Below are 23,801 nucleotides of genomic sequence, written 5' to 3' on the forward strand. Positions count from 1 at the left end.
CGGACAGCCCGACCCCTTCCCCGAACCCAAGAGGCCCGTGGCGTCAACCACGGGCCCCACAGGCGACATGACAGAACGTCAGCCGACCGAGCTGTACGCCACCACACCCCTCAGCAGCGAGTCGACGGCCTTTCGCGCGTTCTTGGCGACCGTGCTGTTCTCCTTGGGCGCGGCGGCGGCGATCTGCCCGAGGACGTCGATGACCTGCTTGCACCAGCGCACGAAGTCACCGGCGGGCATCTCGGCCTCCCGCAGGACCTCGTCGAGTCCCTTGTCGGAGGCCCACTGGTAGGCCGCCCAGGCGAAGCCGAGGTCGGGCTCGCGCTGGCCGACGCCCTCCGCCTGGTTGATCTTGAACTCTTCCTCCAGGGCGTCGAGACGCCCCCAGATCCGCACCATCTCGCCGAGCGCGGCCTTGGCGTTCCCGGCCGGAACCTTCGGCGGCACGGCGTCGTCGGACTGCCGGGCCTCGAAGACCAACGCCGAGACGCACGCCGCCAGTTCGGCCGGGGTCAGCCCCTCCCAGACCCGGTCGCGCAGGCACTCGCTGGCCAGCAGGTCGAGTTCGCCGTAGAGCCGGGCGAGCCGCTTGCCGTTGTCCGTGACGTCGTCACCGCGCAGATAGTCGAGGTCCGTGAGAAGCGCGACGATCCGGTCGAAGGTACGGGCGATGGTGTTCGTCCGGCCTTCGATCCGCCGCTCCAGCTGCCGGGTGTCGCGCTGCAGCCGGTGGTAGCGCTCGGCCCACCGGGCGTGGTCCTCGCGCTCGTCGCAGCCGTGGCAGGGGTGCGCCCGCAGCTCGGTGCGGAGCCGGTTGATCTCGCGGTCGTCGGCGGCGGGCGAACGCTCCCGGCGGTGCCGCTCCGGGTTCAGGTGCCCGGCCTTCGTGCGCAGGGCGGAGGCAAGGTCCCGACGGGACTGCGGCGAGCGGGGGTTGAAGGACTTCGGGATCCTCATCCGCTCCATGGCCTCGACGGGGATCGGGAAGTCGATCGACGCGAGCCGCTTGACCTGACGCTCGGCGGTGAGCACGAGCGGGCGCGGCCCGTCGTAGTGCTCGAAGCCCCGGTGGCCGTTGGTCCGCCCGGGAATCCCCGGGTCGAGCACGAGCGCGAGGCCGGCGAACTTGCCCGTGGGCACATGGATGACGTCGCCCGGCTTCAGCTTCTCCAGGGACGCGGCGGCCGCGGCACGGCGCTGCGCGGCGCCCTGCTTGGCCAGTTCGGTCTCACGGTCCTTGAGGTCGCGGCGCAGTCGCGCGTACTCCTCGAAGTCCCCGAGGTGGCAGGTCATGCCCTCGCGGTAGCCCGCGAGGCCCTCCTCGTTCTTCTGGACCTGGCGGGAGATGCCGACGACGGACCGGTCCGCCTGGAACTGCGCGAACGAGGTCTCCAGGAGCTCGCGCGAGCGGTGGCGGCCGAACTGGTCGACCAGGTTGACCGCCATGTTGTACGACGGCTTGAAGCTGGAGCGCAGCGGGTACGTGCGGGTGCCCGCGAGTCCGGCGAGGTGGCCGGGGTCCAGGCCGCGCTGCCAGAGGACGACGGCGTGCCCCTCGACGTCGATGCCGCGGCGTCCGGCGCGACCGGTCAGCTGGGTGTACTCGCCGGGGGTGATGTCGGCGTGCTGCTCGCCGTTCCACTTGACGAGCTTCTCCAGGATGACCGTCCGGGCGGGCATGTTGATGCCGAGCGCGAGCGTCTCGGTGGCGAAGACCGCCTTCACGAGGCCGCGGACGAACAGCTCCTCGACGACCTCCTTGAAGGTCGGCAGCATGCCGGCGTGGTGGGCGGCGATGCCGCGCTCCAGGCCCTCCAGCCACTCGTAGTACCCGAGGACGTGGAGGTCCTCGGACGGGATCGAGGCGGTGCGCGCCTCGACGATCTCGCGGACACGCTGCCGCGCCTCGTCGTTGTTGAGCCGCAGCCCCGCGTAGAGGCACTGCTGGACGGCCGCCTCGCAGCCGGCGCGGCTGAAGATGAAGGTGATGGCGGGCAACAGCCCTTCGGCGTCGAGGCGTTCGATGACCTCGGGCCGTCCGGGCGTCCAGATGCGGGAGCGCTGGCGGCGCTCGCGCTCCCGGTCGGCCTCGCGGACCATCTTGCCGCGCCGCCGCTCACGCGGGTTGTACGTCCGGGTGTTCTCCGTGCGGGCCAGGCGCAGCAGGTCGGGGTTGACCTCGCGGCGGGACGCGCCGCGGCCGCCGTGGTCGGTCTCCTCCTCGAAGAGGTCGTACATCCGGCGGCCGGCCAGGACGTGCTGCCAGAGCGGCACGGGGCGGCTCTCGGAGACGATGACCTCGGTGTCGCCGCGTACGGTGTCGAGCCAGTCGCCGAACTCCTCGGCGTTGGAGACGGTCGCGGAGAGTGAGACGAGCGTCACCGACTCGGGGAGGTGGATGATCACTTCCTCCCAGACGGCGCCGCGGAAGCGGTCCGAGAGGTAGTGCACCTCGTCCATGACCACGTACCCGAGGCCGCTGAGGGCCTGGGATCCGGCGTACAGCATGTTGCGGAGGACCTCGGTGGTCATGACGATGACCGGAGCGTCTCCGTTGACACTGTTGTCGCCGGTGAGGAGGCCGACCTTGTCGGGTCCGTACCGCTTCACGAGGTCGGCGTACTTCTGGTTCGACAGCGCCTTGATGGGTGTCGTGTAGAAGCACTTGCGCCCCTGGAGCAGGGCGAGGTGGACGGCGAACTCGCCGACGATGGTCTTGCCGGAGCCCGTGGGCGCGGCGACGAGCACGCCTTTGCCCGCTTCGAGGGCCTGGCAGGCCTCGATCTGGAAGGGGTCCAGACCGAACTCGTACATCTCGCGGAAGGGGGCCAGCGCCGTGGCCTGCTCGGCGTTGCGGGCGCGAGCAGCTGCGTACGCTTCGGCTGGTGTGAGGTCCTCTGTCATCTTGTTGTCGAGCCTACCCGCCACCTCTGACAGTGACGCGATCTTTAATGAGGGAGCGGAATCCCGGCCGGCGGCGCCAGCACGCGCAGCGCTCCGGGGACACAGGTGGCGGTGAGCGGCAGCGGTCCGAGCGGCTCGCCGTCGGCGTAGCCGGTGACACGGGGTGCGTCGAGCGTGACGGAGCGGACGCGGTGGACGGTGACGACCGGGTGGTCGAGGTGGGTGCCCCGGTAGACCCTCGGGAAGACCTTGATCAGCGTCGTACGGCTGCACTCCCCGACGACCGTGACGTCGAAGAGGCCGTCGTCCATGCGGGCGTCGGCGCAGATCCGCATCCCGCCGCCGTAGGACGTCCCGTTGCCGACGGCCACGAGGGTCGCGCCGACCTCCCGTTCGGTGCCGTCGTCGAAGGTGAGGCGGTAGGGGACGGGCCGGAACGCGGCCAGTTCGGCGATCATGGCGAGGTCGTACTTGAACCGCCCGGCGGGCAGCCGCATGCGGTTGCCGCGGTCGTTGACGCGCGAGTCGAAGCCGGAGGCGAGGACGGTGCCGAACCAGCGGTCGCCGACCCGGCCGAGGTCGATGTCACGCCCACCGCCGCCCTTGAGGAGCTCGGCGGCGAGCCGGCCCGCGGCCGCCGGTCGGCGGACGGGCAGGCCGAGGGAGCGGGCGAAGTCGTTGCCGGTACCGACGGCCACCACGCCGAGGGGGGTGCGGGTGCCGGCCAGGGCCTGGAGGGCGAGGGAGACCATGCCGTCGCCGCCGACGGCGACCAGCGCGTCGGTGCCGCCCGCGACGGCCTCGCGGGCGCGTCGCAGGGCGTCCTCCGCGTCGGCGCCGAGGACGGTACGGACCGAGTATCCGGCGTCCCGGAGCGCGCGGGCGGCCGGCTGCGCGGCGTGCGCGCCCCGGCCGCGTCCCGCGGTCGGGTTGACGAAGAGGGTGATCTCGCTGGTCATGGGTGTCCCCCCGGACGGAGTCTGGGGGGAGGACCCTACAAGATCAGGTGACGTCGTCGTAACTGCCGGGACCGAGGGCCCTGCCGCCGTCGGCGGCTCCGCCGGACTGCTCGGGCAGGACGCGGGCCGCGCCGACGGGTTCGACGGCTCCGACGGTCTCGGGCGTGAGGTCGAGGATGGAGGCCTCGTCGTCGTCCAGCTCGGCGTCCGGGTCGTTACGGGCCCGTCGCCGGTCGTTGAGCAGCGAGATACCGACCGCGATGAAGTAGAGGACGATGATCGGCCCGGAGAGGGCGATCATGCCGAGGGGGTCGGTGGACGGGGTGGCGACCGCGCCGAAGACGAAGATGCCCATGATCACGCCGCGCCACCAGCCGGCCATGCGCCTTCCGGTCACGACGCCGGCGAAGTTGAGCATGATCAGCAGCAGGGGCAGTTCGAAGGCGAGCCCGAAGACGAGCACCATGCGGGTGGTGAAGTCCAGGACGTCGTCGAGCGAGAGGAAGTTCGAGGCGACGTCGGGGGTGATGCTGATCAGGACCCGCACGCTGACCGGCATGATCAGGTAGGCGAGGTAGGCACCGGCGGCGAAGAGCGGCACGGCGACGGCCGCGAAGTAGTACGTGTACCGCTTCTCACTCTTGTGCAGGCCGGGCGCGACGAAGGCCCACAGCTGGTACAGCCAGACCGGGGAGGCGGCGAGCACACCCGCCAGCATGATCACCTTCACCGTGGAGGTGAAGGGCGACAGCATGGTCTGGTACGCGATGGTGACGCACTGACCGCCGGTGGTGGCGGCGATCGGGGAGCCGGGCGTGCACTTCGGCACGGGCGAGGAGAGGAAGTCCATGAGCTGCTGGCTGAAGAACGCGGCCACCACCGAGGCCACGATCACCGCGAGCATCGCCTTGGCGACGCGGTTGCGGAGTTCGCGCAGATGCTCCACGAGCGGCATCCGCCCCTCGGGGTCCTTCTCCTTCTTCGTGCGGGCAGGCTTGAGCAACCCACGTCCTCATCTCGTGCGGCAGGCCGGCGTGCGGCGGCCTTGGGGGTCGAACGGGGTCAGCGCTGCGTGGTGTCCGAGGGCTCGGTCACGGGGCGGGCGGAGGTGACGTCGCCGGGCGCGGCCTTGATGGTGCGCTGCGCGGCGGGCTGCTCGGCCGGCGGGTCGGCGGGGGCGGGCTGCTGGCCACCCTCCGTCTTCATCGCCTTCGCCTCGCTCTTCAGGATGCGCGCCGACTTGCCGAGAGAACGGGCCATCTCGGGAAGCTTCTTGGCGCCGAAGAGGAGAACGATGACAAGGAGGATCAGGCTGATCTCGAGGGGACCGATCTGACGGAACATAAGCGTGGTCTACCTTCTCATCGAGGCGGCTGGGGGTGGTGCTGGCGGTCGCCGCCCGGACTGGTGCCCGAACTCCGACCTCAGCGATCGTAACGCGCACGAGTAAACGCACGGCAATCCCCGTGCGTACACCCGTTTGCGACCCGCACCTCTTGATCTGGGCCGCGCTCAGCAGCGTACCCCGCGGTGTCTCACGGGAGGAGGGTGCTACCGGCCGCCCGGCAGGAGCGCAAGCCCGCGCTCCGGCCCACCGCCCCGCCCGCTAGCGCAACGCCCCGCCGGTCCGGGTCAGATCCTCGGCCGCCCTTTCGAGCTCCTCGGCGGCGCGGTTGATGCGCTCGGCGGTGTGGGTCACCTGGCGGCCGAGCCGCTGGGCCTCGAGGAAGACCTTGATGCCGAGGACACCGAGCACGGCGATGCCGAGGAATCCGAGGGCGATGGCGAGCATGGGCCAGAACATGGGGCGAGCCTAGACGGTTCGGAGTCAGACGGTGGAGTGCAGGCGCAGAGTACGGACGCCGCCGCCGGTGAGGAGTTCGACGATCCGCTCGCCCGCGGGCTTGCGGACGGCGCTGCCGCACTCGGGGCAGGTGAACGAGTAGAAGGTCGTACGGCGGCTGGCGCCGATGGCCAGGCGCAGGGAGCCCGCGGCGAGTTCGAAGCGGGCGCGGCAGTCGGGGCAGGCGGCCTTGAAGAGGACCGGTGCGATCGAAGCCGTCATTCCGTGCATCACGGACATGTCCCTCATCCCTCTCGATTCGCCCGCGGCCTCAGGCCTGGCCCTCGTAGGCCGCGAGCGCCGCGGCCGCCGCCTCCCTCGCGCTGTCGGCGAGGTCCTGCGGGGAGACGATCCGGCCGTCGCTGCCCAGCCGCAGCGCGAGGCGCCGCAGCGAGGCGGGCGCGGGGGTCCGCAGCGTGATGCGCAGCCCGCCGTCGGGCAGCTCGTCGGCCCGGTCGTGCGGGTAGTACTCCGCGACCCAGCGGCCACCGGGGCCCACCTCGACGACGACCTCGGGATCCTCGGCGGCCGGCTGGACCAGCCCCTCCGAGAGGTCCCGGAGCTCGATCTCCGGCGGCGCGGCGTGCTCGTCCAGGATCCGGATCTCGGCGACCCGGTCGAGGCGGAAGGTGCGGCGCGCCTCGGAGAGCCGGCACCACGCCTCCATGTACGTGTGGCCGACGGCGAACAGCCGGATCGGGTCCACCTCGCGCTCGGTCAGCTCGTCGCGGGCGGGCGAGTAGTACCGCACCCACAGCCGCCTACGCTCCGAGATCGCCCGGTCCACCTCCGCGAAGACACCGCCCTCGGACTCGAAGGTGACCGAGAGCCGCGCGCTCGCCCCGGCGGCCTCACCGGCGGCGGTCTCCAGCTTGGCGGTGGCCCGCAGCAGGGCTTCCCGGTCACTCTCGCGCAGCCCGGGCAGGGTCGACACGGCCCGCGCGGCGACCAGCAGGGCCGTCGCCTCGTCCGCGGCGAGGCGCAGCGGCTCGGCCACGTCGTCCGGGTTGTGCCACCAGATCCGGTCGCCGTCGGTGTCGATGTCGAGCAGGTCCCCGCCGCGGAAGCTCGTGCCGCACATCGGCAGCACGTCGAGGTCCGAGATCAGCTCGTCCTCGGTGATCCCGAAGGCGCGTGCCACATCGGCGACATGCGCGCCGGGTCGCTCGCGGAGGTAGGTGACGAGGGAGAGCATCCGCCTCGTCTGGTCGATCGCGTTCGCAGCCATGCCGTACGTCTCCCCTTCAGCCCTTGGCCACGGCGCGCAGCCGGTCCACCACGTCGGCCCGCAGATCCGCGGGCTCCAGTACGACGACATCGGGACCGAACTCGACGAGCCAGGCGTCCAGGCCGTGTCCGTACGGAATCTCCAGCTCGTCCCAGCCGTCCGCGCCCTCGCGCACGGACTGGGCGCGGGCGCGCAGCGGGTAGCCGCTGCCGGCGCGCAGCCGGATCCGCGCGGTGCGGGTGGCGGTCTCGCCGGCCCAGCTCTCCACGGTCTCGCGGACGGTGACGACGTCGGGCACGGGCGCGGTGAAGGCGCCGGCCCGGGAGCGGACCTTGCCGGTGATACGGGAGAGGCGGAAGACGCGCTCGGCGCCGCGGTCGCGGTCCCAGCCGGCCAGGTACCAGTGGCCGCGCCAGCATTCCAGGGTCCACGGCTCGACCTGGCGGGTCTCGGGGCGGGCCGCGGTGGCCTTGCGGTAGTCGAAGACGACCGGTCTGCGGTCGCGACAGGCCAGCATCAGGGGCTCGAACGCGGCCTCATGGACCGGGATGCGCGGTTCGAGGGCGCTGTGCTGGGCGTCGTAGGAGTCCTCGGCCTCGGGCATGCCGGCCGCGCGGAGCTTCTGCAGCGCGCCGCTGGCGGCCCCGGCGAGCCGGGCCTGCTGCCAGACCTTGGCGGCCAGGCCTAGCGCGGCGGCCTCCTCGGCGTCCAGGGTGATCGGCGGGAGGCGGTTGGAGTCACGGCGGGCCAGGTAGCCGGTCTCACCCTCCAGGTTCTCGACGGTCTCGATGACCAGGCCGAGTTCGCGCAGATCGTCCTTGTCCCGCTCGAACATCCGGTTGAAGGAATCGTCCGTTCCGGCTTCCATGTAGGCCTCGATGGAGCCGCGCAGCTCGCGCTTGCTGAGCGGTCTGCGGGTCCCGAGCAGGCAGAGGGCCAGATTCATCAGCCGCTCGGCCTTGGCAATCGCCATCGACGCCCTGCACCTCTTCTGCCGGATTGACTTCTGGGACGTCCGACCGTACCGCCCCGGGGTGTCGTGGCAAAAGCCGAGGGCCCCCGCCGTCCGGCGGGGGCCCTGCGGTGACCGTGTCGGGTCGTGACGGGATCGATCAGACCCCGACGAGGTCGCAGACGAAGATCAGGGTCTCGCCCGGGGCGATCTTGCCGCCGGCACCGCGGTCGCCGTAGGCGAGGTGCGCGGGGATGATCAGCTGGCGGCGGCCGCCGACCTTCATGCCCTGGACGCCCTGGTCCCAGCCCGCGATGACCTGACCGGCACCGAGCTTGAACTCCAGCGGGGTGCCCCGGTTCCAGGAGGAATCGAACTCCTCGCCGGAGGAGAAGGAGACGCCCACGTAGTGGACCTTGACGAAGTCGCCGGCCTTGGCCTCGGCGCCGTCGCCCTCCCAGATGTCCTTGATCTCCAGGTTGGCCGGCGGCTCGCCGCCCGGGAAGTCGACCTCGGGCTTCTCGATGCTCACTGCAGTGTGCTCCTCAAAACTGATGAACCGCGCAACGATGAACTGCGCGAACGGGACAGTCTTACATCTTCGCCAGGATGTCCACGGCGAACACCAGCGTGGAGTTCTTCGGGATTCCCTGCTGCTCCTTGTCACCGAACGCCTCGGCCGGCGGGGCGACGATCAGGACGCGGCTGCCGACCTTCTTGCCGGTGATGCCGTCCTTGAGGCCCTTCAGGGTCAGCTGCGCCAGCGGGAAGTTGGCGGTCTTGCCCGTCTGGTACGTCGAGTCGAAGACCTTGCCGTCCTTCCAGAGCGCGGCGACGTAGTTCACCACGACCGTGTCGGTGGCGGCGACGGTCTCGCCCTTGGACTCCAGGATGTAGTTGGAGACCAGCTTGGTCGGCGGGTCGACCTTCGGCACCGTCAGCGAGGGGGCCTTGCCGTCGGTGTTGGTACCGACCTTCGGCAGGTCCTTGTTCTCCTGCGCGACCTCGGTGCCCTCGGCGGACTTCGGGATCGTGGTGGACTTCAGGATGTCCACGACGAAGACGAGCGTGGCGTTCGGCTTGATGTCGCCCTGGCCCTGGGCACCGTAACCGAGCTCCGGCGGGATGCCGATCTCGATGCGGCTGCCGACCTTCTGGCCCTCGAGACCCTGGTCCCAGCCCTTGATGACCTGGCCGGCGCCGAGGGTCAGGTCGAACGGCTGCCCCCGGTCGAAGCTGTTGTCGAAGGGGGTGGTGGAGTCCCACGCCTGGCCCAGGTAGTTCACCTGGAGCGCGTCGCCCTTCTTCGTGACGGCGCCCTTGCCCTCGCTGATCACATTGACCTTGAGTTCCTTGGGCGGGTCGCCCTCGCCCTTGGCGAGGGTCGGCTTCTCGCCGAACTTCGCACCCGCGGTGATGGCGGGCAGTCCGTTCTTCATCGAGGCGTTATCGGAGCCCTTGTCGTCGCTGCCGCACGCCGCTGTCGAGAGCAGCAGCAGTGGGACGACCAGTAGGCCGGCAAGTCGGCGCACGTGTTCCTCAGATCTCAGACGGCACAGTAGTTGCTCGACACTCTAGGGGACCGCCCGCGCAGGCCAAGGGCCCCGCACGCCACACGCGCGGGGCCCTGGCACTTCGTACAGCGTTGTCCTACATTCCGGCGATCAGCTTTTCCACCCGGTCGTCGACCGACCGGAAGGGGTCCTTGCACAACACCGTGCGCTGCGCCTGGTCGTTGAGCTTGAGGTGGACCCAGTCGACGGTGAAGTCCCGCCGCTGCTCCTGGGCGCGCCGGATGAAGTCGCCGCGCAGCCGTGCCCTGGTGGTCTGCGGGGGCACGGACTTGCCCTCGAAGATCTTCAGGTCGTTGCAGATCCGGGCGGCCTGCCCCTTCCGCTCCAGGAGGTAGTACAGCCCGCGGCGGCGGTGGATGTCGTGGTACGCGAGGTCTATCTGCGCGACCCGGGGGTTCGACATGGTCATGTTGTTCTTCGCCCGGTACCGCTCGATGAGCTTGTACTTCATGACCCAGTCGATCTCGGTGCCGATCCTGTCCAGGTCCTCGGCCTCGATGGCGTCGAGCGTACGGCCCCACAGCTCCAGGACCTGGGCGACCGTGCCCGTACGGATGCCCCGGCGGTCGACGAAGTCGGCGGCCTTCTCGTAGTACTCGCGCTGGACCTCCAGGGCGGAGGCCTCGCGGCCGCTGGCGAGGCGGACCTTGCGCTGGCCGGTGATGTCGTGGCTGACCTCGCGGATGGCACGGATCGGGTTCTCCAGCGTCAGGTCGCGCATCACGGTGCCCGCCTCGATCATGCGCAGCACGAGGTCGGTGGCGCCGACCTTCAGGAGCATGGTCGTCTCGGACATGTTCGAGTCGCCGACGATGACGTGGAGGCGGCGGTAGCGCTCGGCGTCCGCGTGCGGCTCGTCACGGGTGTTGATGATGGGGCGGGAGCGGGTCGTCGCGGAGCTGACGCCCTCCCAGATGTGCTCGGCCCGCTGGGAGACGCAGTAGACCGCGCCGCGCGGGGTCTGGAGCACCTTTCCGGCGCCGCAGATGAGCTGTCGGGTGACGAGGAAGGGAATGAGGATGTCCGCGAGCCGGGAGAACTCCCCGTGCCGGGCCACCAGATAGTTCTCGTGGCAGCCGTAGGAGTTTCCGGCCGAGTCGGTGTTGTTCTTGAAGAGATAGACGTCGCCGGCGATTCCCTCCTCGTGCAGGCGGCGTTCGGCGTCGACCAGCAGACCTTCGAGAATGCGCTCGCCGGCCTTGTCGTGCGTGACCAGTTCGGTCACGTTGTCGCATTCCGGCGTTGCGTATTCCGGATGCGAACCCACGTCGAGGTACAGGCGGGCGCCGTTCCGCAGGAAGACATTGCTGCTGCGGCCCCATGACACGACACGGCGGAAGAGGTAGCGCGCCACTTCGTCAGGAGACAGTCGGCGCTGTCCCCTGAACGTGCACGTGACGCCGTACTCGTTCTCCAGCCCGAAAATGCGGCGGTCCATGACTGAACATTACGCCTGATGGCCTGAGCTGAAACCGGGTTCGACAGCCCCGTTTCGATCATTTTCCGATGAGTGCGTGTTCTTTTCGGTGTGGGCGGTCCCGCCGGTGCCCACGCTGACGGCGTGTCGCACGCCGGGGCGCGGCGCCCGCAGCACCCGGCCGGTCGCCAGCAGCACCAGGAGGGCCACCAGACCGCCGCCTCCGGCGACGGCGAAGCCCGCGGTGGTTCCGGCGAGTTCGACGGCCGGTCCCGCGACGGCGGAGCCGAGCGCCGCGCCCACACCGAAGGTGGTGACGAGCCAGGAGAAGGCCTCGGTGACGGTGCCGCTCGGTGCGTGCCGGTCGACGACGATGAAGCCGCAGGCGAGGGCGGGGGCGAGGAAGACGCCGGAGAGTGCGGCCAGGGCCGTCATGGGCAGCACACCGGGGGTGAGCATGAGCGGCAGGTAGCCCAGCGCGAGCAGGCCGATGATGACCCGCAGCCGGCGCTCGGGGGCGCCGGACCAGCGGCGGGCTCCGTAGGCGACGCCGCCGATGAGCGCGCCGAGGCCGAGAGCGGCCATCAGCCAGCCGTACGCGGCCTCGTTGCCCCGGTCGTCGGCATAGGCGAGGCCCGCGACGGTGATGGAGCCGAGCGCGAGCCCGACGAAGAAGAAGGAGCCGAGCAGGGCCAGCAGCCCGGGCGAGCGCAGGGCGCCCAACCAGTGGGCCTCGCGGGGCGCCGAGCGCCACGCGCGCGAGGGCTCGGAGAGGACGACGGAGAGGGCGCCGAGGACCCCGAGGACGTTGATGACGAGCAGGGCCGCGGCCGGGGACCAGAGGGCGACCAGGAGGGTCACGAGCAGCGGTCCGACGGTGAACATGACCTCCTGGGCCACGGCGTCCAGGGCGTAGGCCCGGTGGACGCGGTCCTCACGGCCGAGGACGCTCGGCCACAGGGCGCGCAGCCCGCCTTCGAGCGGCGGGGTGAAGAGTCCGGCCACGACGACCGCCGCGTAGGCGAGCACGAGGGGGCTGATTCCGGCCACGGCGAGGACGATCATGCCGAGCGCGGAGATCAGCGCGGCGGGCAGCTGGACGCGCGGCTGGCCCTTCAGGTCGACGGCGCGGCCGAGGAGCGGCTGGCCGACGGCGGTGGCGATGCCGTACGCGGCGGTGAGGCCGCCAGCCAGGCTGTAGCTGCCGCCCTCGGAGCGGACGAAGAGTACGACGGCGATGGGCCCGGTGCCGTTGGGGAGCCGGCCGACGAGGGTGCCGGTGAGCAGTCGCAGGGCGTGCGGGGCCCTGAGTATGTCGAGATAGCCGCCGCTCTCCTTGGCCTCCGTGGCCATGTCCGTCTCCTCTCCCCCGGTGTCCACCCCCGAGGTTTTACGTATAACGTCAGACGTCATACGTACCATGGCGGCATCCCGCGGGTCCACCCCGCGATCGGCGACCACCTCTCCCGGAGGCACCAGTGCAGACCCCAGAATCGCCCGGCGCGGCGCGGCCCACCAGCCGGGACGTCGCCAGGGCCGCGGGGGTGTCGCAGGCCACCGTCTCCCTCGTCCTCGGCGACAAGTGGCGGGGCAGGGTCTCCGAACGCACCGCGGACGCCGTACGTGGGGCCGCCCGTGAGCTCGGGTACCGGCCGAATCTCGCCGCCCGCAACCTCCGCCTCGGCCGCACCAGGACCGCGCTGCTCGTCGTCCCGGCCCTCACCAACGAGTTCTTCGCCCGCGTCTACACCGGCGCGGCCACGGTCGCCGCCCGGCACGGCTTCGGCGTCGTGCTCTACCCCTCCCCCGACGGCGTCGGCCCCGCCAAGGACCCCTTCGCCTCCGCCCGCGCCGCGCTCGACGGCATCATCGCCTCGTCCATGGCCGCCGACGCGCTGAAGGCCTTCCACGGCACCGACCTGCCCCTGGTCATGCTCGACAGCGACCCCTCCGACACCGAGGCCGCCGCCCACGTCAACCTCGACATCGCCGACGGGATGCGCCAGGTCACGGCCCACCTGCTGAGTCTGGGCCACCGCCGCTTCGTCCACCTCGCCTCGGCCGTGCCGTCCTGGACCTTCGACGTCCGCGCGGCAGCGCTCGCCGCCGAGCTGGGCGGGGCGACGGTACGGACCGTCCGCGCGCCCCTCGACGTGGACGGGGCCCGCGCCGCCGCGGAAGCCGCCCTGACCGGCCCCGGGCCCCGCCCCACCGCCCTGATCTGCGACGACGACATCCTGGCCGCCGGCGCCTGCAAGGCCGTACGGCGCCTCGGGCTGCGCGTCCCGGAGGACGTCTCCGTCACCGGCTTCGATGACCTGGCCCTCGCCACCGCGGTCGAGCCGGAGCTCACCACCGTCCGGCTGCCGGCCGAGCGGATCGGCGAACGCGGCATGGCCGCGCTCCTGGCCGTCCTCGCGGGCCGGAGCCCCGAGCCCGGCGACCTCCCGGTCACGCTGATGCCCCGCGACTCCTCCGGCCCGGCCCCGGCCTGAGGTCCGAGCACGACGAGGCCCCGGCCCGCCGAAGCGGACCGGGGCCGTCGAGCGTGCGCGAAGGGCCTACTCGTCCAGGTCGTCCAGGATGTCGTCCGACGGCTCGTCCGTCTTCGCGATCGCCGCGTTGTCCGAGTCCAGGAGGCGCGCCAGCTGACGCCCCACGATCCGCTTGAACTTCCGCTGCTGCGGACGCGTGCGGTCCAGGACGGCCACCTCCAGGCGCTCGGCGGGGATCTCCCGCTCGCTGCCGTTGGTGTCCCGCGAAAGGGCCTGCACAGCCAGCTTCAGCGCCTCGGCGAGCGACATCCCGTCGCGGTGCCTCTGGTCGAGGAAGCTGCTGATCTGCTCCGCGTTGCCGCCGACCGCGACCGAACCGTGCTCGTCCACGATCGACCCGTCGTGCGGCAGCCGGTAGATCTGGTCGCCGTCGGGCTCCGCGCCCACCTCGGCGACGACCAGCTCCACCTCGTACGGCTTCTCACCGGCGCTGGAGAAGATCGTGCCCAGCGTCTGCGCGTACACGTTCGCCAGGCCCCGGGCCGTCACGTCGTCCCGGTCGTAGGTGTAGCCCCGCAGATCGGCGTAGCGCACGCCGCCGATGCGGAGGTTCTCGTACTCGTTGTACTTGCCGGCGGCGGCGAACCCGATCCGGTCGTAGATCTCGCTGAACTTGTGCAGCGCGCGGGACGGGTTCTCGCCGACGAACACGATGCCGTCGGTGTACTGAAGGACGACCAGACTGCGGCCGCGGGCGATGCCCTTGCGGGCGTACTCCGCCCGGTCGGCCATGGCCTGTTGGGGTGAGACATAGAACGGAGTCGACACCGGCTACCCGTCCCTTTCTTCTGGGGTTCTACGGACGACGAGGGATCAGAGCAGGGCCGCGCGCGGGCCGTCGGGCTGCTCCAGGCGCCGATCGGTGACCGAGCGGGCGAGCGCCGAGGACTCGTCCTCGGTGAGCCGGCGGAAGCCCTCGTCGGTGATGACGGTGACGATGGGGTAGATACGGCGGTACAGATCCGGACCGCCGGTCGCCGAGTCGTCGTCGGCGGCGTCGTAGAGGGCCTGCACGACCAGCGTGGTCGCCTGCTCCTCCGTCAGGTCGGGGCGGTACAGCTTCTTCATGGAGCCGCGGGCGAAGACCGAACCGGAGCCGGTGGCCGCGAAGCCGTGCTCCTCGGAACGGCCGCCGGTCACGTCGTAGGAGAAGATCCGGCCCTTCTCCTTGCCCTCGTCCCAGCCGGCGAAGAGCGGCACGACGGCCAGACCCTGCATGGCCATGCCGAGATTGCCGCGGATCATGGTGGACAGGCGGTTCGCCTTGCCCTCCAGGGAGAGCGTCGCGCCCTCCACCTTCTCGAAGTGCTCCAGCTCCAGCTGGAAGAGTTTGACCATCTCGACGGCGAGGCCGGCGGTGCCGGCGATGCCCACGGCCGAGTACTCGTCGGCCGGGAAGACCTTCTCGATGTCGCGCTGCGCGATCATGTTCCCCATGGTCGCCCGCCGGTCACCGGCGAGCACGACACCGCCGGGGAAGGTCACGGCGACGATGGTGGTGCCGTGCGGCGCCTCGACGACCCCCTCGGGCAGCTTCCGGTTCCCCGGGAGCATCTCCGGCGAGTGGTCGGACAGGAAGTCCATGAACGAGGACGACCCCGGCGTCAGGAAGGCAGCTGGTAGACGCCCGGTGCTACGAGTGTTGGCTTCCACGCGTGTCCCTCCAAAGATTGGCCGCATTGCAGTTGAAGCACGGTACGTCACGGACCCTACCCGGCTCGTGACGGTGATCCACATCGGCTTCGGGGGCAGCGGTCGGCCGTGCCGGCACCCGGTGTGCCGAAGGGGACCGGACGGTGCGGGCACAGCGACCGCACCGTCCGGTGACCCTCTTCGCAAACCCGCCCCCACCTTCGATTCGAAGGTCAAGCGACCTTACTGGCCACCCTTTTGAACGAAGGAACGCACGAAGTCCTCGGCGTTCTCCTCCAGGACGTCATCGATCTCGTCCAGGACGGAGTCCACGTCGTCGCTCAGCTTCTCCTGGCGTTCCTTGAGGTCGGAGGTTTCCTCCGTGGTGGTCTCCTCGACCTCCTCCGTGGAACGCGTCGCCTTCTGCTGTCCGCCGCCGGTGTCCTTGGTCGCCATATCCTCACCCCGCTCGAATCGGCCCGCTCGGTTGGGTCTCTCAAGATCAGACCCTACAAGCCAGGTCTGACTTCGGCCCCGCAGTTTCGTACAACGTCCGGGCACTAGTCCCATGATTCCCAGTGCCCGGGTATTTCAGCCGCGCGTCAGCCGCCGGAAAGGACGCGGACCAGTTCTTCCGCCGTCCTGCACCGGTCCAGAAGTTCCTTCACGTGGTTCCTGGTCCCCCGCAGGGGCTCCAGGGTCGGGACCCGCTGGAGGGAGTCGCGGCCCGGGAGGTCGAAGATCACCGAGTCCCAGGACGCGGCCGCCACGTCGTCCGCGTACTGCTCCAGGCAGCGGCCCCGGAAATACGCCCTGGTGTCCTCCGGAGGCTTCGTCTCCGCCCTTTCGACCTCGGACTCGTCCAACAGCCGCTTCATCCGCCCCCGCGCCGCCAGACGGTTGTACAGGCCCTTCTCGGGGCGTACGTCCGCGTACTGGAGGTCCACGAGGTGCAGGCGGGCCGCGTCCCAGTCGAGGTTGTCGCGCCGGCGGTAGCCCTCCATGAGCTCCCGCTTGGCGATCCAGTCCAGCTCCCCGGCCAGGCTCATGGGGTCGTTCTCGAGCCGGTTGAGGGTGTCCTCCCAGCGGACCAGGACATCCTTGGTCTGCTCGTCGGCGTCCGCGCCGTAGCGCTCCTCCACGTACTTCCTGGCCAGCTCGAAGTACTCCATCTGCAGCTGGACCGCGGTGAGTGTGCGGCCGCTGCGCAGCGTGACCAGATGCTGGAGCCCGGGGTCGTGGGAGACCTGGTGGAGGGTGCGCACGGGCTGGTCGACGGCGAGGTCGACGTTGATGAACGAGTCCTCGATCATGGACAGGACCAGGGAGGTCGTGCCCAGCTTGAGGTACGTGGAGATCTCGGAGAGGTTCGCGTCGCCGATGATCACATGGAGCCGGCGGTACTTCTCGGCATCCGCGTGCGGCTCGTCGCGGGTGTTGATGATGGGGCGCTTGAGGGTGGTCTCCAGCCCCACCTCCACCTCGAAGTAGTCCGCGCGCTGACTGATCTGGAAGCCGTGCTCCCGGCCGTCCTGGCCGATGCCGACGCGTCCCGCGCCGGTGACGACCTGGCGGGAGACGAAGAACGGCGTGAGGTGGCGGACGATGTCCGAGAAGGGCGTCTCCCGCTTCATCAGGTAGTTCTCGTGGGTGCCGTAGGAGGCGCCCTTGTTGTCGGTGTTGTTCTTGTACAGGTGGATGGGCTGGGCGCCGGGGAGCTGGGCGGCCCGCTCGGCGGCCTCCGCCATGATCCGTTCCCCGGCCTTGTCCCAGAGGACGGCGTCCCGGGGGTTGGTGACCTCGGGCGCGCTGTACTCGGGGTGGGCGTGGTCCACGTAGAGCCGGGCTCCGTTGGTGAGGATCACGTTGGCCAGGCCGATGTCCTCGTCCGTGAGCTGACTGGAGTCGGCGGCCTCACGGGCGAGGTCGAAGCCGCGGGCGTCCCGCAGCGGGTTCTCCTCCTCGAAGTCCCAGCGGGCGCGGCGCGCCCGGTGCATCGCCGCCGCGTAGGCGTTGACGATCTGGGACGAGGTGAGCATGGCATTGGCGTTCGGGTGGCCCGGAACGGAGATCCCGTACTCCGTTTCGATGCCCATTACTCGCCGTACGGTCATGCGGCCCTCCTTGCCCGGCGGCGCTCCCCATCGGGTGCGGCGCTACAAGTACCGACGAGCCTAGAGCGACTCCGCGCCGGTGGGGAGATCGATTACGTCATTCCCGCGGGAAAACGCGGGGAAAAGCGTCCGGCTGCGGAGGTCCGTGGGTCCGGACCTCCGCAGCCGGTGTGCGATCTACAGGTACTGACCGGTGTTGGCCACCGTGTCGATGGAGCGTCCGGTGTCCGCGCCCTGCTTTCCGGTGACGAGCGTGCGGATGAACACGATCCGCTCGCCCTTCTTTCCGGAGATCCGGGCCCAGTCGTCGGGGTTGGTGGTGTTGGGCAGGTCCTCGTTCTCCTTGAACTCGTCCACGCATGCCTGGAGGAGGTGGGAGACGCGGATGCCCTTCTGGTTGTGGTCGAGGAAGGCTTTGATGGCCATCTTCTTGGCCCGGTCGACGATGTTCTGGATCATCGCTCCGGAGTTGAAGTCCTTGAAGTACAGGACTTCCTTGTCACCGTTGGCGTACGTCACCTCGAGGAAGCGGTTCTCCTCGGATTCGGCGTACATCTGCTCGACCACGGACTGGATCATTCCGTGGGCCGCGGCCTCCTTGGACCCGTGGTGCTCGGAGAGGTCGTCGGAGTGCAGCGGCAGCGTGGCCGTGAGGTACTTCGCGAAGATGTCCTTCGCGGCCTCCGCGTCCGGACGCTCGATCTTGATCTTGACGTCGAGCCGGCCGGGCCGCAGGATCGCCGGGTCGATCATGTCCTCGCGGTTGGAGGCGCCGATGACGATGACGTTCTCCAGGCCTTCCACGCCGTCGATCTCGGCGAGCAGCTGCGGGACGATCGTGTTCTCGACGTCCGAGCTGACTCCGGATCCTCGGGTGCGGAAGAGGGACTCCATCTCGTCGAAGAAGACGATGACGGGGGTGCCCTCGCTCGCCTTCTCCCGGGCACGCTGGAAGACGAGGCGGATGTGCCGCTCGGTCTCACCGACGTACTTGTTGAGGAGCTCGGGGCCCTTGATGTTCAGGAAGTAGGACTTCCCGGCGGGCTGCCCGGTCACCTCGGCGACCTTCTTGGCAAGGGAGTTGGCGACGGCCTTCGCGATCAGCGTCTTGCCGCAGCCGGGCGGGCCGTAGAGCAGGATGCCCTTCGGCGGCCGCAGCTCGTGCTCCTTGAAGAGGTCCGGGTAGAGGTACGGAAGCTCTACCGCGTCCCGGATCATCTCGATCTGGCCGCCGAGGCCGCCGATCTTGTCGTAGTCGACGTCCGGTACCTCTTCGAGGACCAGTTCCTCGACCTCGCTCTTCGGCACGACTTCGTAGACGTAGCCGGAGCGGGGTTCGAGCAGCAGGGCGTCGCCGGGGCGGATGGTGATGTCCAGCAGCGGCTCGGCGAGCCTGACCACCCGTTCCTCGTCGGTGTGCCCGATCACCAGGGCGCGCTCGCCGTCCTCGAGGATCTCCTTGAGGGTGACGATGTCCCCGGCACGCTCGAACTCCATGGCCTCGACCACGTTGAGCGCTTCGTTGAGCATGACTTCCTGGCCGCGCCGGAGCTCTTCGAGCTCGACGCTTGGGCTGACGTTCACCCGGAGCTTGCGGCCCCCGGTGAAGATGTCGCATGTGCCGTCCTCGTTGGCCTGCAGGAAGACACCGAAGCCGGCCGGCGGCTGCGCGAGCCGGTCGACCTCCTCCTTGAGAGCCACGATCTGGTCGCGGGCCTCACGGAGTGTGTTCGCGAGCCGCTCGTTCTGCGCGGACACGCCGGCCAGGTTGGTCTGCAGCTCGACGATCCGCTCTTCGAGAATCCTCGTATGACGCGGAGAGTCGGCGAGCTTGCGGCGCAGGACGGCGATTTCCTGCTCGAGATAGGCAACCTGGCCGGCAGGGTCTTCAGACCCCCGCCCCGGCCGGATGCCGCGGTTGATGTCGTCGTCGTGGGCTGCCACGGTCCTCACCTCCTCCAAGGGGAGCTGGACGCTTCCTGACCCTACCTGCGTGGGTGGTGATTGAAACCCCTAGATCACAAAGACTGTCGGGGTGTGTCCGATCTTCACCCTTGCGCTTCCCCTCACGCCAGGTGAATACCCACCCATCAACATCGGAAAGCAGGCGGTTGTATCGTCGTCAGTGGTCAACACCCGTCAGGCTTGGCCGGACTTAGACGATTGATCTCTTTTTCGAGCTCAGGAACGGCAGGAGACATGACCGTGCAGCACGAGGCCCCGACACAGGGCGCCGGCGAGGCGCTGGAGGTCTGGATCGACCAGGATCTCTGCACCGGGGACGGGATCTGCGCGCAGTACGCTCCGGAGGTCTTCGAGCTGGACATCGACGGCCTCGCGTATGTGAAGAGCGCGGACGACGAGCTGCTGCAGGACGCCGGGGCGACGACTCCCGTGCCCCTGCCGCTGCTCCAGGACGTCGTGGACTCCGCGAAGGAGTGCCCGGGCGACTGCATTCACGTACGGCGGGTTTCGGACAGGGTCGAGGTCTACGGCCCTGACTCGGAGTGAGCGGTCACACACGCCGGGCGTCGGCCTGGGCGGCGCGCACGAAGCTTCCGCTCGTCCAGCGCCAACTGACGTCCTCTCGCTCGTCCGGGCAGCAACTGGGCACCTCGGGGGACGAGTAGCCGAGCAGGGTGGCGGTGACCGCTCCGTCGCGTACGGCGAGGGCGGCGACGTTCTTCTGCTGGGTGGGCTCGACGAGCGTGGCGACCACGCGTGCGTGCGGGCCCTTCTTCGCGTGGGTCAGAACGTAGACGGCGTGCGGGGGTGTCCCTGAGCCGGCTTCGCAATGTACGACTGCGACGGTCTCGGGGTTTCCGTCTCCGTCGAGGTCCCCGCTCGCGCGTCGCGCGACCTTGGCGGGAGCTCCCCCGCACTCCAGGGGGTAGTCCGCCGTCGCGGCGTCGGGCGCGGGAAGAACCGACACGGGATTGCTGCCTGCGGCGGCGGTGGTCGCGGTGGCAGGGCCGGGTTGCAGCAGGCCCGCGGCGGCCACGACGGCTGCCATGGCGGTCGCGGTGGCCAGCCAGTGCACCGGCCGGGCGTGGGTGTGCGCGAGGTCCGGGACGGCGGGGAGCTGCACGCGGGATGTCTCCTGTGAACGTGGTGCGGAAGGAGTTGCGGGCATCGTGCCATACGTCACAGGTGGGTGGAACAGGTGGGGTGAGGGCTGTCCGCAAAGATGCCGAACGTGAAGGTGCCGCTGTCGAGTTCCCTGCCCTGGGGCGGGAACTCGACGGCGGCACACGTTCGTTGTCGGGGCGTCAGCCCTTGTTGGGGCCTTCGTAGTCCTCGCCGTAGGCGCCCTTGGCGGGGCGGCGGCGGCGCATGGGGGGCTCGACGCCGTCGGCGAGGCGCCGGGCGGTGACGAGGAAGCCGGTGTGCCCGATCATGCGGTGGTCGGGGCGGACGGCCAGGCCCTCCACGTGCCAGTTGCGGATCATGGATTCCCAGGGCTGCGGTTCGGCGTAGCAGCCGAACTCGCGGATGGACTCCACGGTGCGCGCGAGCTGGGTGGTGGTCGCCACGTAGCAGCAGAGGATGCCGCCGGGGACGAGGGCCTTGGAGACGGCCTCCAGGCACTCCCAGGGGGCGAGCATGTCCAGGATGACGCGGTCGACGTCGGTGTCGGACAGGTTGTCCTGGAGGTCGCCGACGGTCAGCTGCCAGGCGGGGTGCGGGCCACCGAAGTAGCGCTCGACGTTGCCCTTGGCGATCTCGGCGAAGTCCTCGCGGCGCTCGTAGGAGTGCAGCATGCCGCTGTCTCCGATGGCCCGCAGGAGGAAGCTGCTGAGAGAGCCCGATCCCACGCCGGCCTCCACGACGCGCGCGCCGGGGAAGATGTCGGCGAAGGCCAGGATCTGCCCCGCGTCCTTGGGGTAGACCACGGCGGCGCCGCGGGGCATGGACAGGACGTAGTCGGGGAGCAGGGGGCGCAGCGCGAGGTAGGCGACGTTTCCCGTGGTACGGACAACACTGCCCTCGGGAGCACCGATCAGCTCGTCGTGGGGGAAGGAACCCTTGTGGGTGTGGAAGTTCTTCCCGGCCTCGAGCGTGAACGTGTAGTGGCGTCCCTTGGGGTCGGTGAGCTGGACCTGGTCCCCGACCTTGAAGGGCCCGCGACGGCGGGCGGCACCGGTCGGTTCGGACATGTGACCAGAGTACCGGGGTTATGCGGAGGGTCGTGCCATGGCCTTGACGAAGGCGCGTTCCACGTCGGCGGTGGAGAGGACTCCGTAGATCTCTCCGGTGTCCTCGACGACGAGGTACTCGGTGGCGGGGCTGGCGCGGAGGTGGTCGAGGAGGGGCTGCCCGGCGAGTTCGGCGGGGACCCGCATGCCGTCGGTGAGGTCCTGGGCGAGCGTGGAGACGGCCACCCAGGGGCGGCGGTGCTGCGGGACCGAGGCGATGCCGCTCTCGCGGACGAGGCCGGTGGGGTTGCCCTGGCCGTCGACGACGACGAGGGCACGGGCTCCTGCTTCGTTGGCGCGGCGGAGGGCCTCGGAGAGCGGGGTGGCGGGTTCGACGGGGATGGCGCGGCGGGTGAGGGCGCGGGCGCGGAGTTCGGGGAGGTGCTCGCGGAGGCGGGCCATGCGCAGGCTGTTGCCGGCGCCGGTCCAGATGATGGCGGCGAGGATCGCGGCGAGCAGGGCGTCGGTGACGGTGTCCACGCCGCTGATCTCGTCGGTGTTGTTGCCGAGGAGGCCGGTGCGGGTGAGGAGCGGGAGACCGATGAGGACGGCGACGGCGAGGGCACGGCCGACCCAGGCGGCGGCGATGGTGCCGCTCATGGGCTTGCCGGTGATCTTCCAGACGACGGCCCGCAGCATGCGGCCGCCGTCGAGGGGCAGTCCGGGCAGCAGGTTGAAGATCGCGACGATCAGGTTGGAGATCATCAGGCCGGCGAGGAGGACACCGGGGACGGTGCCGGGTTCGACGGCGTACATCGTGAGATAGAAGACGCCCGCGAGGACGAGGGAGAGCAGGGGGCCGACGAAGGCGAGGACGAATTCGCGGCCGGGGGTCTCGGTCTCCTTCTCGATCTCGGAGACGCCGCCGAAGAACTGGAGCTGGATGCGGCGCACCGGGAGCTTGAAGCGGAGGGCGGCGATCGTGTGGGCCAGTTCGTGGACGAGCACGGAGGCGTAGAAGGCGATCGCGAAGAAGAGGGAGACCAGGTAGCGGGCGGCGCCGAGGTCGGGCAGGACGCGCTGGATCTGGTCGCCGAAGACCCAGGTGATGAGGGCGGCGACGAGGAACCAGCTCGGGGCGACGTAGACGGGCACGCCGAAGGGGCGGCCCATGAGGATCCCTCCGCCGGGTTCCTCGCCGCGCCGGGTGCGGGAGTCGGCGCCGGCCGGCGGTTCCGCGTCGCCGGACCGCGGCCGCTGGTTCTCGCCGCGCTCGTCGTCCTGGTTCACGGGTTCCTCTCGTAGCCTTCCGCACGACCCCTGTCGTACGTCACTCTTCGATCATGCAGCGTGACGGGGTCTGGCGTCGATGGTATTCGGCTCGCTGTCAGTGGCGGGTCGTAGGGTCTGAGTCATGAGTACGAGCGAGCAGCCGCCCGTGGGGTCCAGGGCGCCCATGTCGTTGTCGCCTTCGCGGGCGAGCGACTTCATGCAGTGTCCCCTGCTGTACCGGTTCCGGGTGATCGACAGGCTGCCGGAGAAGCCGAGCGAGGCGGCGACGCGGGGCACGCTGGTGCACGCGGTCCTCGAGCGGCTCTTCGACGCTCCGGCGGTGGAGCGGACGGCGCCGCGCGCGAAGGCCTTGATCCCAGGGCAGTGGGACCGGCTTCTGGAGTCGCGGCCGGAGCTGGGCGAGCTGTTCGCGGAGGACGCGGAGGGGGTCCGGCTGGCGCGCTGGCTGGTCGAGGCCGAGCAGCTGGTGGAGCGGTGGTTCACGCTGGAGGATCCGACGCGTCTGGAGCCGGCCGAGCGTGAGCTGTTCGTGGAGACGGAGCTGGAGTCGGGGCTGCGGCTGCGCGGGGTGATCGACCGGGTGGACGTGGCGCCGACGGGCGATGTCCGGATCGTCGACTACAAGACGGGCAAGGCGCCCCGCCCGGAGTACAGCGAGGGCGCGCTGTTCCAGATGAAGTTCTACGCGCTGGTTGTCTGGCGGCTGAAGCAGGTGGTGCCGCGCCGGCTGCAGCTGGTGTATCTGGGCAGCGGTGACGTGCTGACGTACGACCCGGTGGAGGCGGATCTGCTGCGGGTGGAGCGGAAGCTGCTCGCGCTGTGGGAGGCGATCCGGCTGGCGACGGAGACGGGCGAGTGGCGGCCCCGGCCGACGAAGCTGTGCGGCTGGTGCGACCACCAGGCGGTGTGCCCGGAGTTCGGGGGGACTCCCCCGGTGTATCCGCTGGAGATCCGGCCGGGGGCCGGGGCGGAGGTCCCGACGGAGACTTCGGCCGAGGCCGGCGCGGAGGTCCGGACGGAGACTTCGGCCGAGGCCGGGGCCAAGGTCCCGACGGAGACTTCGGCCGAGGCCGGGGCGGAGGTCCCCGCTGGAGCCGAGGCGATCGTGGCGGAGATCATCTCCGCGCGCCCGCCTGAGTCGGGCGATTCGGGGCAGGGCAGAATGGGGCCGGTCCAGCCCGCGCCGTGAAGGAG

General features: G+C 70.1%; 24 protein-coding genes. 3 read left to right on the forward strand and 21 right to left on the reverse strand.

The features are described 5' to 3' along the window. Window positions 1–78: 78 nt before the first annotated feature. From ACWF79_RS20060 to ACWF79_RS20115, 12 genes are all read right to left on the reverse strand, one after another. Entirely contained in the window at window positions 79–2,904 is a 2,826-nt protein-coding gene (locus ACWF79_RS20060) for a DEAD/DEAH box helicase (protein ID WP_453729449.1), read from the reverse strand. Between the two features lie 44 nt (window positions 2,905–2,948). Continuing rightward, entirely contained in the window at window positions 2,949–3,863 is a 915-nt protein-coding gene (locus ACWF79_RS20065; protein WP_453729450.1) for a diacylglycerol kinase, read from the reverse strand. A gap of 43 nt (window positions 3,864–3,906) precedes the next feature. Then, a complete protein-coding gene (gene tatC, locus ACWF79_RS20070) occupies window positions 3,907–4,818 on the reverse strand; it encodes a twin-arginine translocase subunit TatC (RefSeq protein ID WP_453729490.1) in 912 nt (303 codons plus the stop codon). Window positions 4,819–4,925: 107 nt separating this feature from the next. Continuing rightward, window positions 4,926–5,207 (reverse strand): Sec-independent protein translocase subunit TatA, encoded by a 282-nt coding sequence (gene tatA, locus ACWF79_RS20075; RefSeq protein WP_260230272.1) that lies wholly within the window; start codon window positions 5,205–5,207, stop codon window positions 4,926–4,928. 262 nt (window positions 5,208–5,469) lie between these two features. Then, on the reverse strand, window positions 5,470–5,667 hold the full coding sequence (locus tag ACWF79_RS20080; RefSeq protein ID WP_453729451.1) for a hypothetical protein: 198 nt from the start codon (window positions 5,665–5,667) through the stop codon (window positions 5,470–5,472). A 24-nt stretch (window positions 5,668–5,691) separates the two neighbouring features. Then, window positions 5,692–5,955, reverse strand: coding sequence for a hypothetical protein (locus ACWF79_RS20085; protein WP_453729452.1), 264 nt, complete (start codon window positions 5,953–5,955; stop codon window positions 5,692–5,694). 22 nt (window positions 5,956–5,977) lie between these two features. After that, on the reverse strand, window positions 5,978–6,934 hold the full coding sequence (locus ACWF79_RS20090) for a helix-turn-helix transcriptional regulator (protein ID WP_453729453.1): 957 nt from the start codon (window positions 6,932–6,934) through the stop codon (window positions 5,978–5,980). A 16-nt stretch (window positions 6,935–6,950) separates the two neighbouring features. After that, window positions 6,951–7,907 (reverse strand): helix-turn-helix transcriptional regulator, encoded by a 957-nt coding sequence (locus tag ACWF79_RS20095; RefSeq protein WP_453729454.1) that lies wholly within the window; start codon window positions 7,905–7,907, stop codon window positions 6,951–6,953. Window positions 7,908–8,046: 139 nt separating this feature from the next. Further along, entirely contained in the window at window positions 8,047–8,418 is a 372-nt protein-coding gene (locus ACWF79_RS20100) for an FKBP-type peptidyl-prolyl cis-trans isomerase (RefSeq protein ID WP_453729455.1), read from the reverse strand. 61 nt (window positions 8,419–8,479) lie between these two features. Beyond that, on the reverse strand, window positions 8,480–9,418 hold the full coding sequence (locus ACWF79_RS20105; protein ID WP_453729456.1) for an FKBP-type peptidyl-prolyl cis-trans isomerase: 939 nt from the start codon (window positions 9,416–9,418) through the stop codon (window positions 8,480–8,482). Between the two features lie 118 nt (window positions 9,419–9,536). Continuing rightward, on the reverse strand, window positions 9,537–10,898 hold the full coding sequence (gene pafA, locus ACWF79_RS20110) for a Pup--protein ligase (protein ID WP_401436268.1): 1,362 nt from the start codon (window positions 10,896–10,898) through the stop codon (window positions 9,537–9,539). A gap of 9 nt (window positions 10,899–10,907) precedes the next feature. After that, window positions 10,908–12,230 (reverse strand): MFS transporter, encoded by a 1,323-nt coding sequence (locus ACWF79_RS20115; protein ID WP_453729457.1) that lies wholly within the window; start codon window positions 12,228–12,230, stop codon window positions 10,908–10,910. Window positions 12,231–12,355: 125 nt separating this feature from the next. Here ACWF79_RS20115 and ACWF79_RS20120 point away from each other — a divergent pair, with 125 nt between their 5' ends. Then, a complete protein-coding gene (locus tag ACWF79_RS20120; RefSeq protein ID WP_453729458.1) occupies window positions 12,356–13,372 on the forward strand; it encodes a LacI family DNA-binding transcriptional regulator in 1,017 nt (338 codons plus the stop codon). 66 nt (window positions 13,373–13,438) lie between these two features. On the opposite strand, the gene prcA is transcribed toward ACWF79_RS20120, so the two are convergent. From prcA to arc, 6 genes are all read right to left on the reverse strand, one after another. Beyond that, window positions 13,439–14,200 carry a proteasome subunit alpha gene (gene prcA, locus ACWF79_RS20125; protein ID WP_453729459.1) on the reverse strand — a complete coding sequence of 254 codons (762 nt, stop codon included), beginning with the start codon at window positions 14,198–14,200 and terminating at the stop codon, window positions 13,439–13,441. A 45-nt stretch (window positions 14,201–14,245) separates the two neighbouring features. After that, window positions 14,246–15,085 (reverse strand): proteasome subunit beta, encoded by an 840-nt coding sequence (gene prcB / locus ACWF79_RS20130; RefSeq protein WP_453729460.1) that lies wholly within the window; start codon window positions 15,083–15,085, stop codon window positions 14,246–14,248. After that, a complete protein-coding gene (locus tag ACWF79_RS20135; RefSeq protein WP_453729461.1) occupies window positions 15,066–15,203 on the reverse strand; it encodes an endonuclease domain-containing protein in 138 nt (45 codons plus the stop codon). Before ACWF79_RS20135 ends, prcB begins: the two co-directional genes overlap by 20 nt. 104 nt (window positions 15,204–15,307) lie before the next feature. After that, window positions 15,308–15,520: a ubiquitin-like protein Pup gene (locus ACWF79_RS20140; protein ID WP_392289645.1), complete on the reverse strand. Its 213-nt coding sequence runs from the start codon at window positions 15,518–15,520 to the stop codon at window positions 15,308–15,310. Window positions 15,521–15,666: 146 nt separating this feature from the next. After that, on the reverse strand, window positions 15,667–17,178 hold the full coding sequence (gene dop, locus ACWF79_RS20145) for a depupylase/deamidase Dop (protein ID WP_453729462.1): 1,512 nt from the start codon (window positions 17,176–17,178) through the stop codon (window positions 15,667–15,669). Window positions 17,179–17,355: 177 nt separating this feature from the next. Continuing rightward, window positions 17,356–19,122 carry a proteasome ATPase gene (gene arc / locus ACWF79_RS20150; protein ID WP_453729463.1) on the reverse strand — a complete coding sequence of 589 codons (1,767 nt, stop codon included), beginning with the start codon at window positions 19,120–19,122 and terminating at the stop codon, window positions 17,356–17,358. 255 nt (window positions 19,123–19,377) lie between these two features. Here arc and ACWF79_RS20155 point away from each other — a divergent pair, with 255 nt between their 5' ends. After that, on the forward strand, window positions 19,378–19,689 hold the full coding sequence (locus tag ACWF79_RS20155; protein ID WP_453729464.1) for a ferredoxin: 312 nt from the start codon (window positions 19,378–19,380) through the stop codon (window positions 19,687–19,689). A gap of 4 nt (window positions 19,690–19,693) precedes the next feature. Here the strand turns inward: ACWF79_RS20155 and ACWF79_RS20160 are convergent, their stop codons facing one another. The 3 genes from ACWF79_RS20160 to ACWF79_RS20170 all read right to left on the reverse strand — a co-directional run bounded on the left by ACWF79_RS20160 (window position 19,694) and on the right by ACWF79_RS20170 (window position 22,487). Continuing rightward, window positions 19,694–20,266 (reverse strand): hypothetical protein, encoded by a 573-nt coding sequence (locus ACWF79_RS20160; protein WP_453729465.1) that lies wholly within the window; start codon window positions 20,264–20,266, stop codon window positions 19,694–19,696. A gap of 181 nt (window positions 20,267–20,447) precedes the next feature. Then, on the reverse strand, window positions 20,448–21,335 hold the full coding sequence (locus ACWF79_RS20165; protein ID WP_019884997.1) for a tRNA (adenine-N1)-methyltransferase: 888 nt from the start codon (window positions 21,333–21,335) through the stop codon (window positions 20,448–20,450). An 18-nt stretch (window positions 21,336–21,353) separates the two neighbouring features. Then, complete coding sequence (locus ACWF79_RS20170) at window positions 21,354–22,487, reverse strand: site-2 protease family protein (RefSeq protein WP_453729491.1); 1,134 nt, start codon at window positions 22,485–22,487, stop codon at window positions 21,354–21,356. A gap of 241 nt (window positions 22,488–22,728) precedes the next feature. Between ACWF79_RS20170 and ACWF79_RS20175 the strand changes: the two genes are divergently transcribed. Then, window positions 22,729–23,796, forward strand: a complete 1,068-nt coding sequence (locus tag ACWF79_RS20175) for a RecB family exonuclease (protein WP_453729466.1) — start codon at window positions 22,729–22,731, stop codon at window positions 23,794–23,796. Window positions 23,797–23,801: the final 5 nt, after the last annotated feature.

Source organism: Streptomyces sp. NPDC054975 (assembly GCF_053609105.1).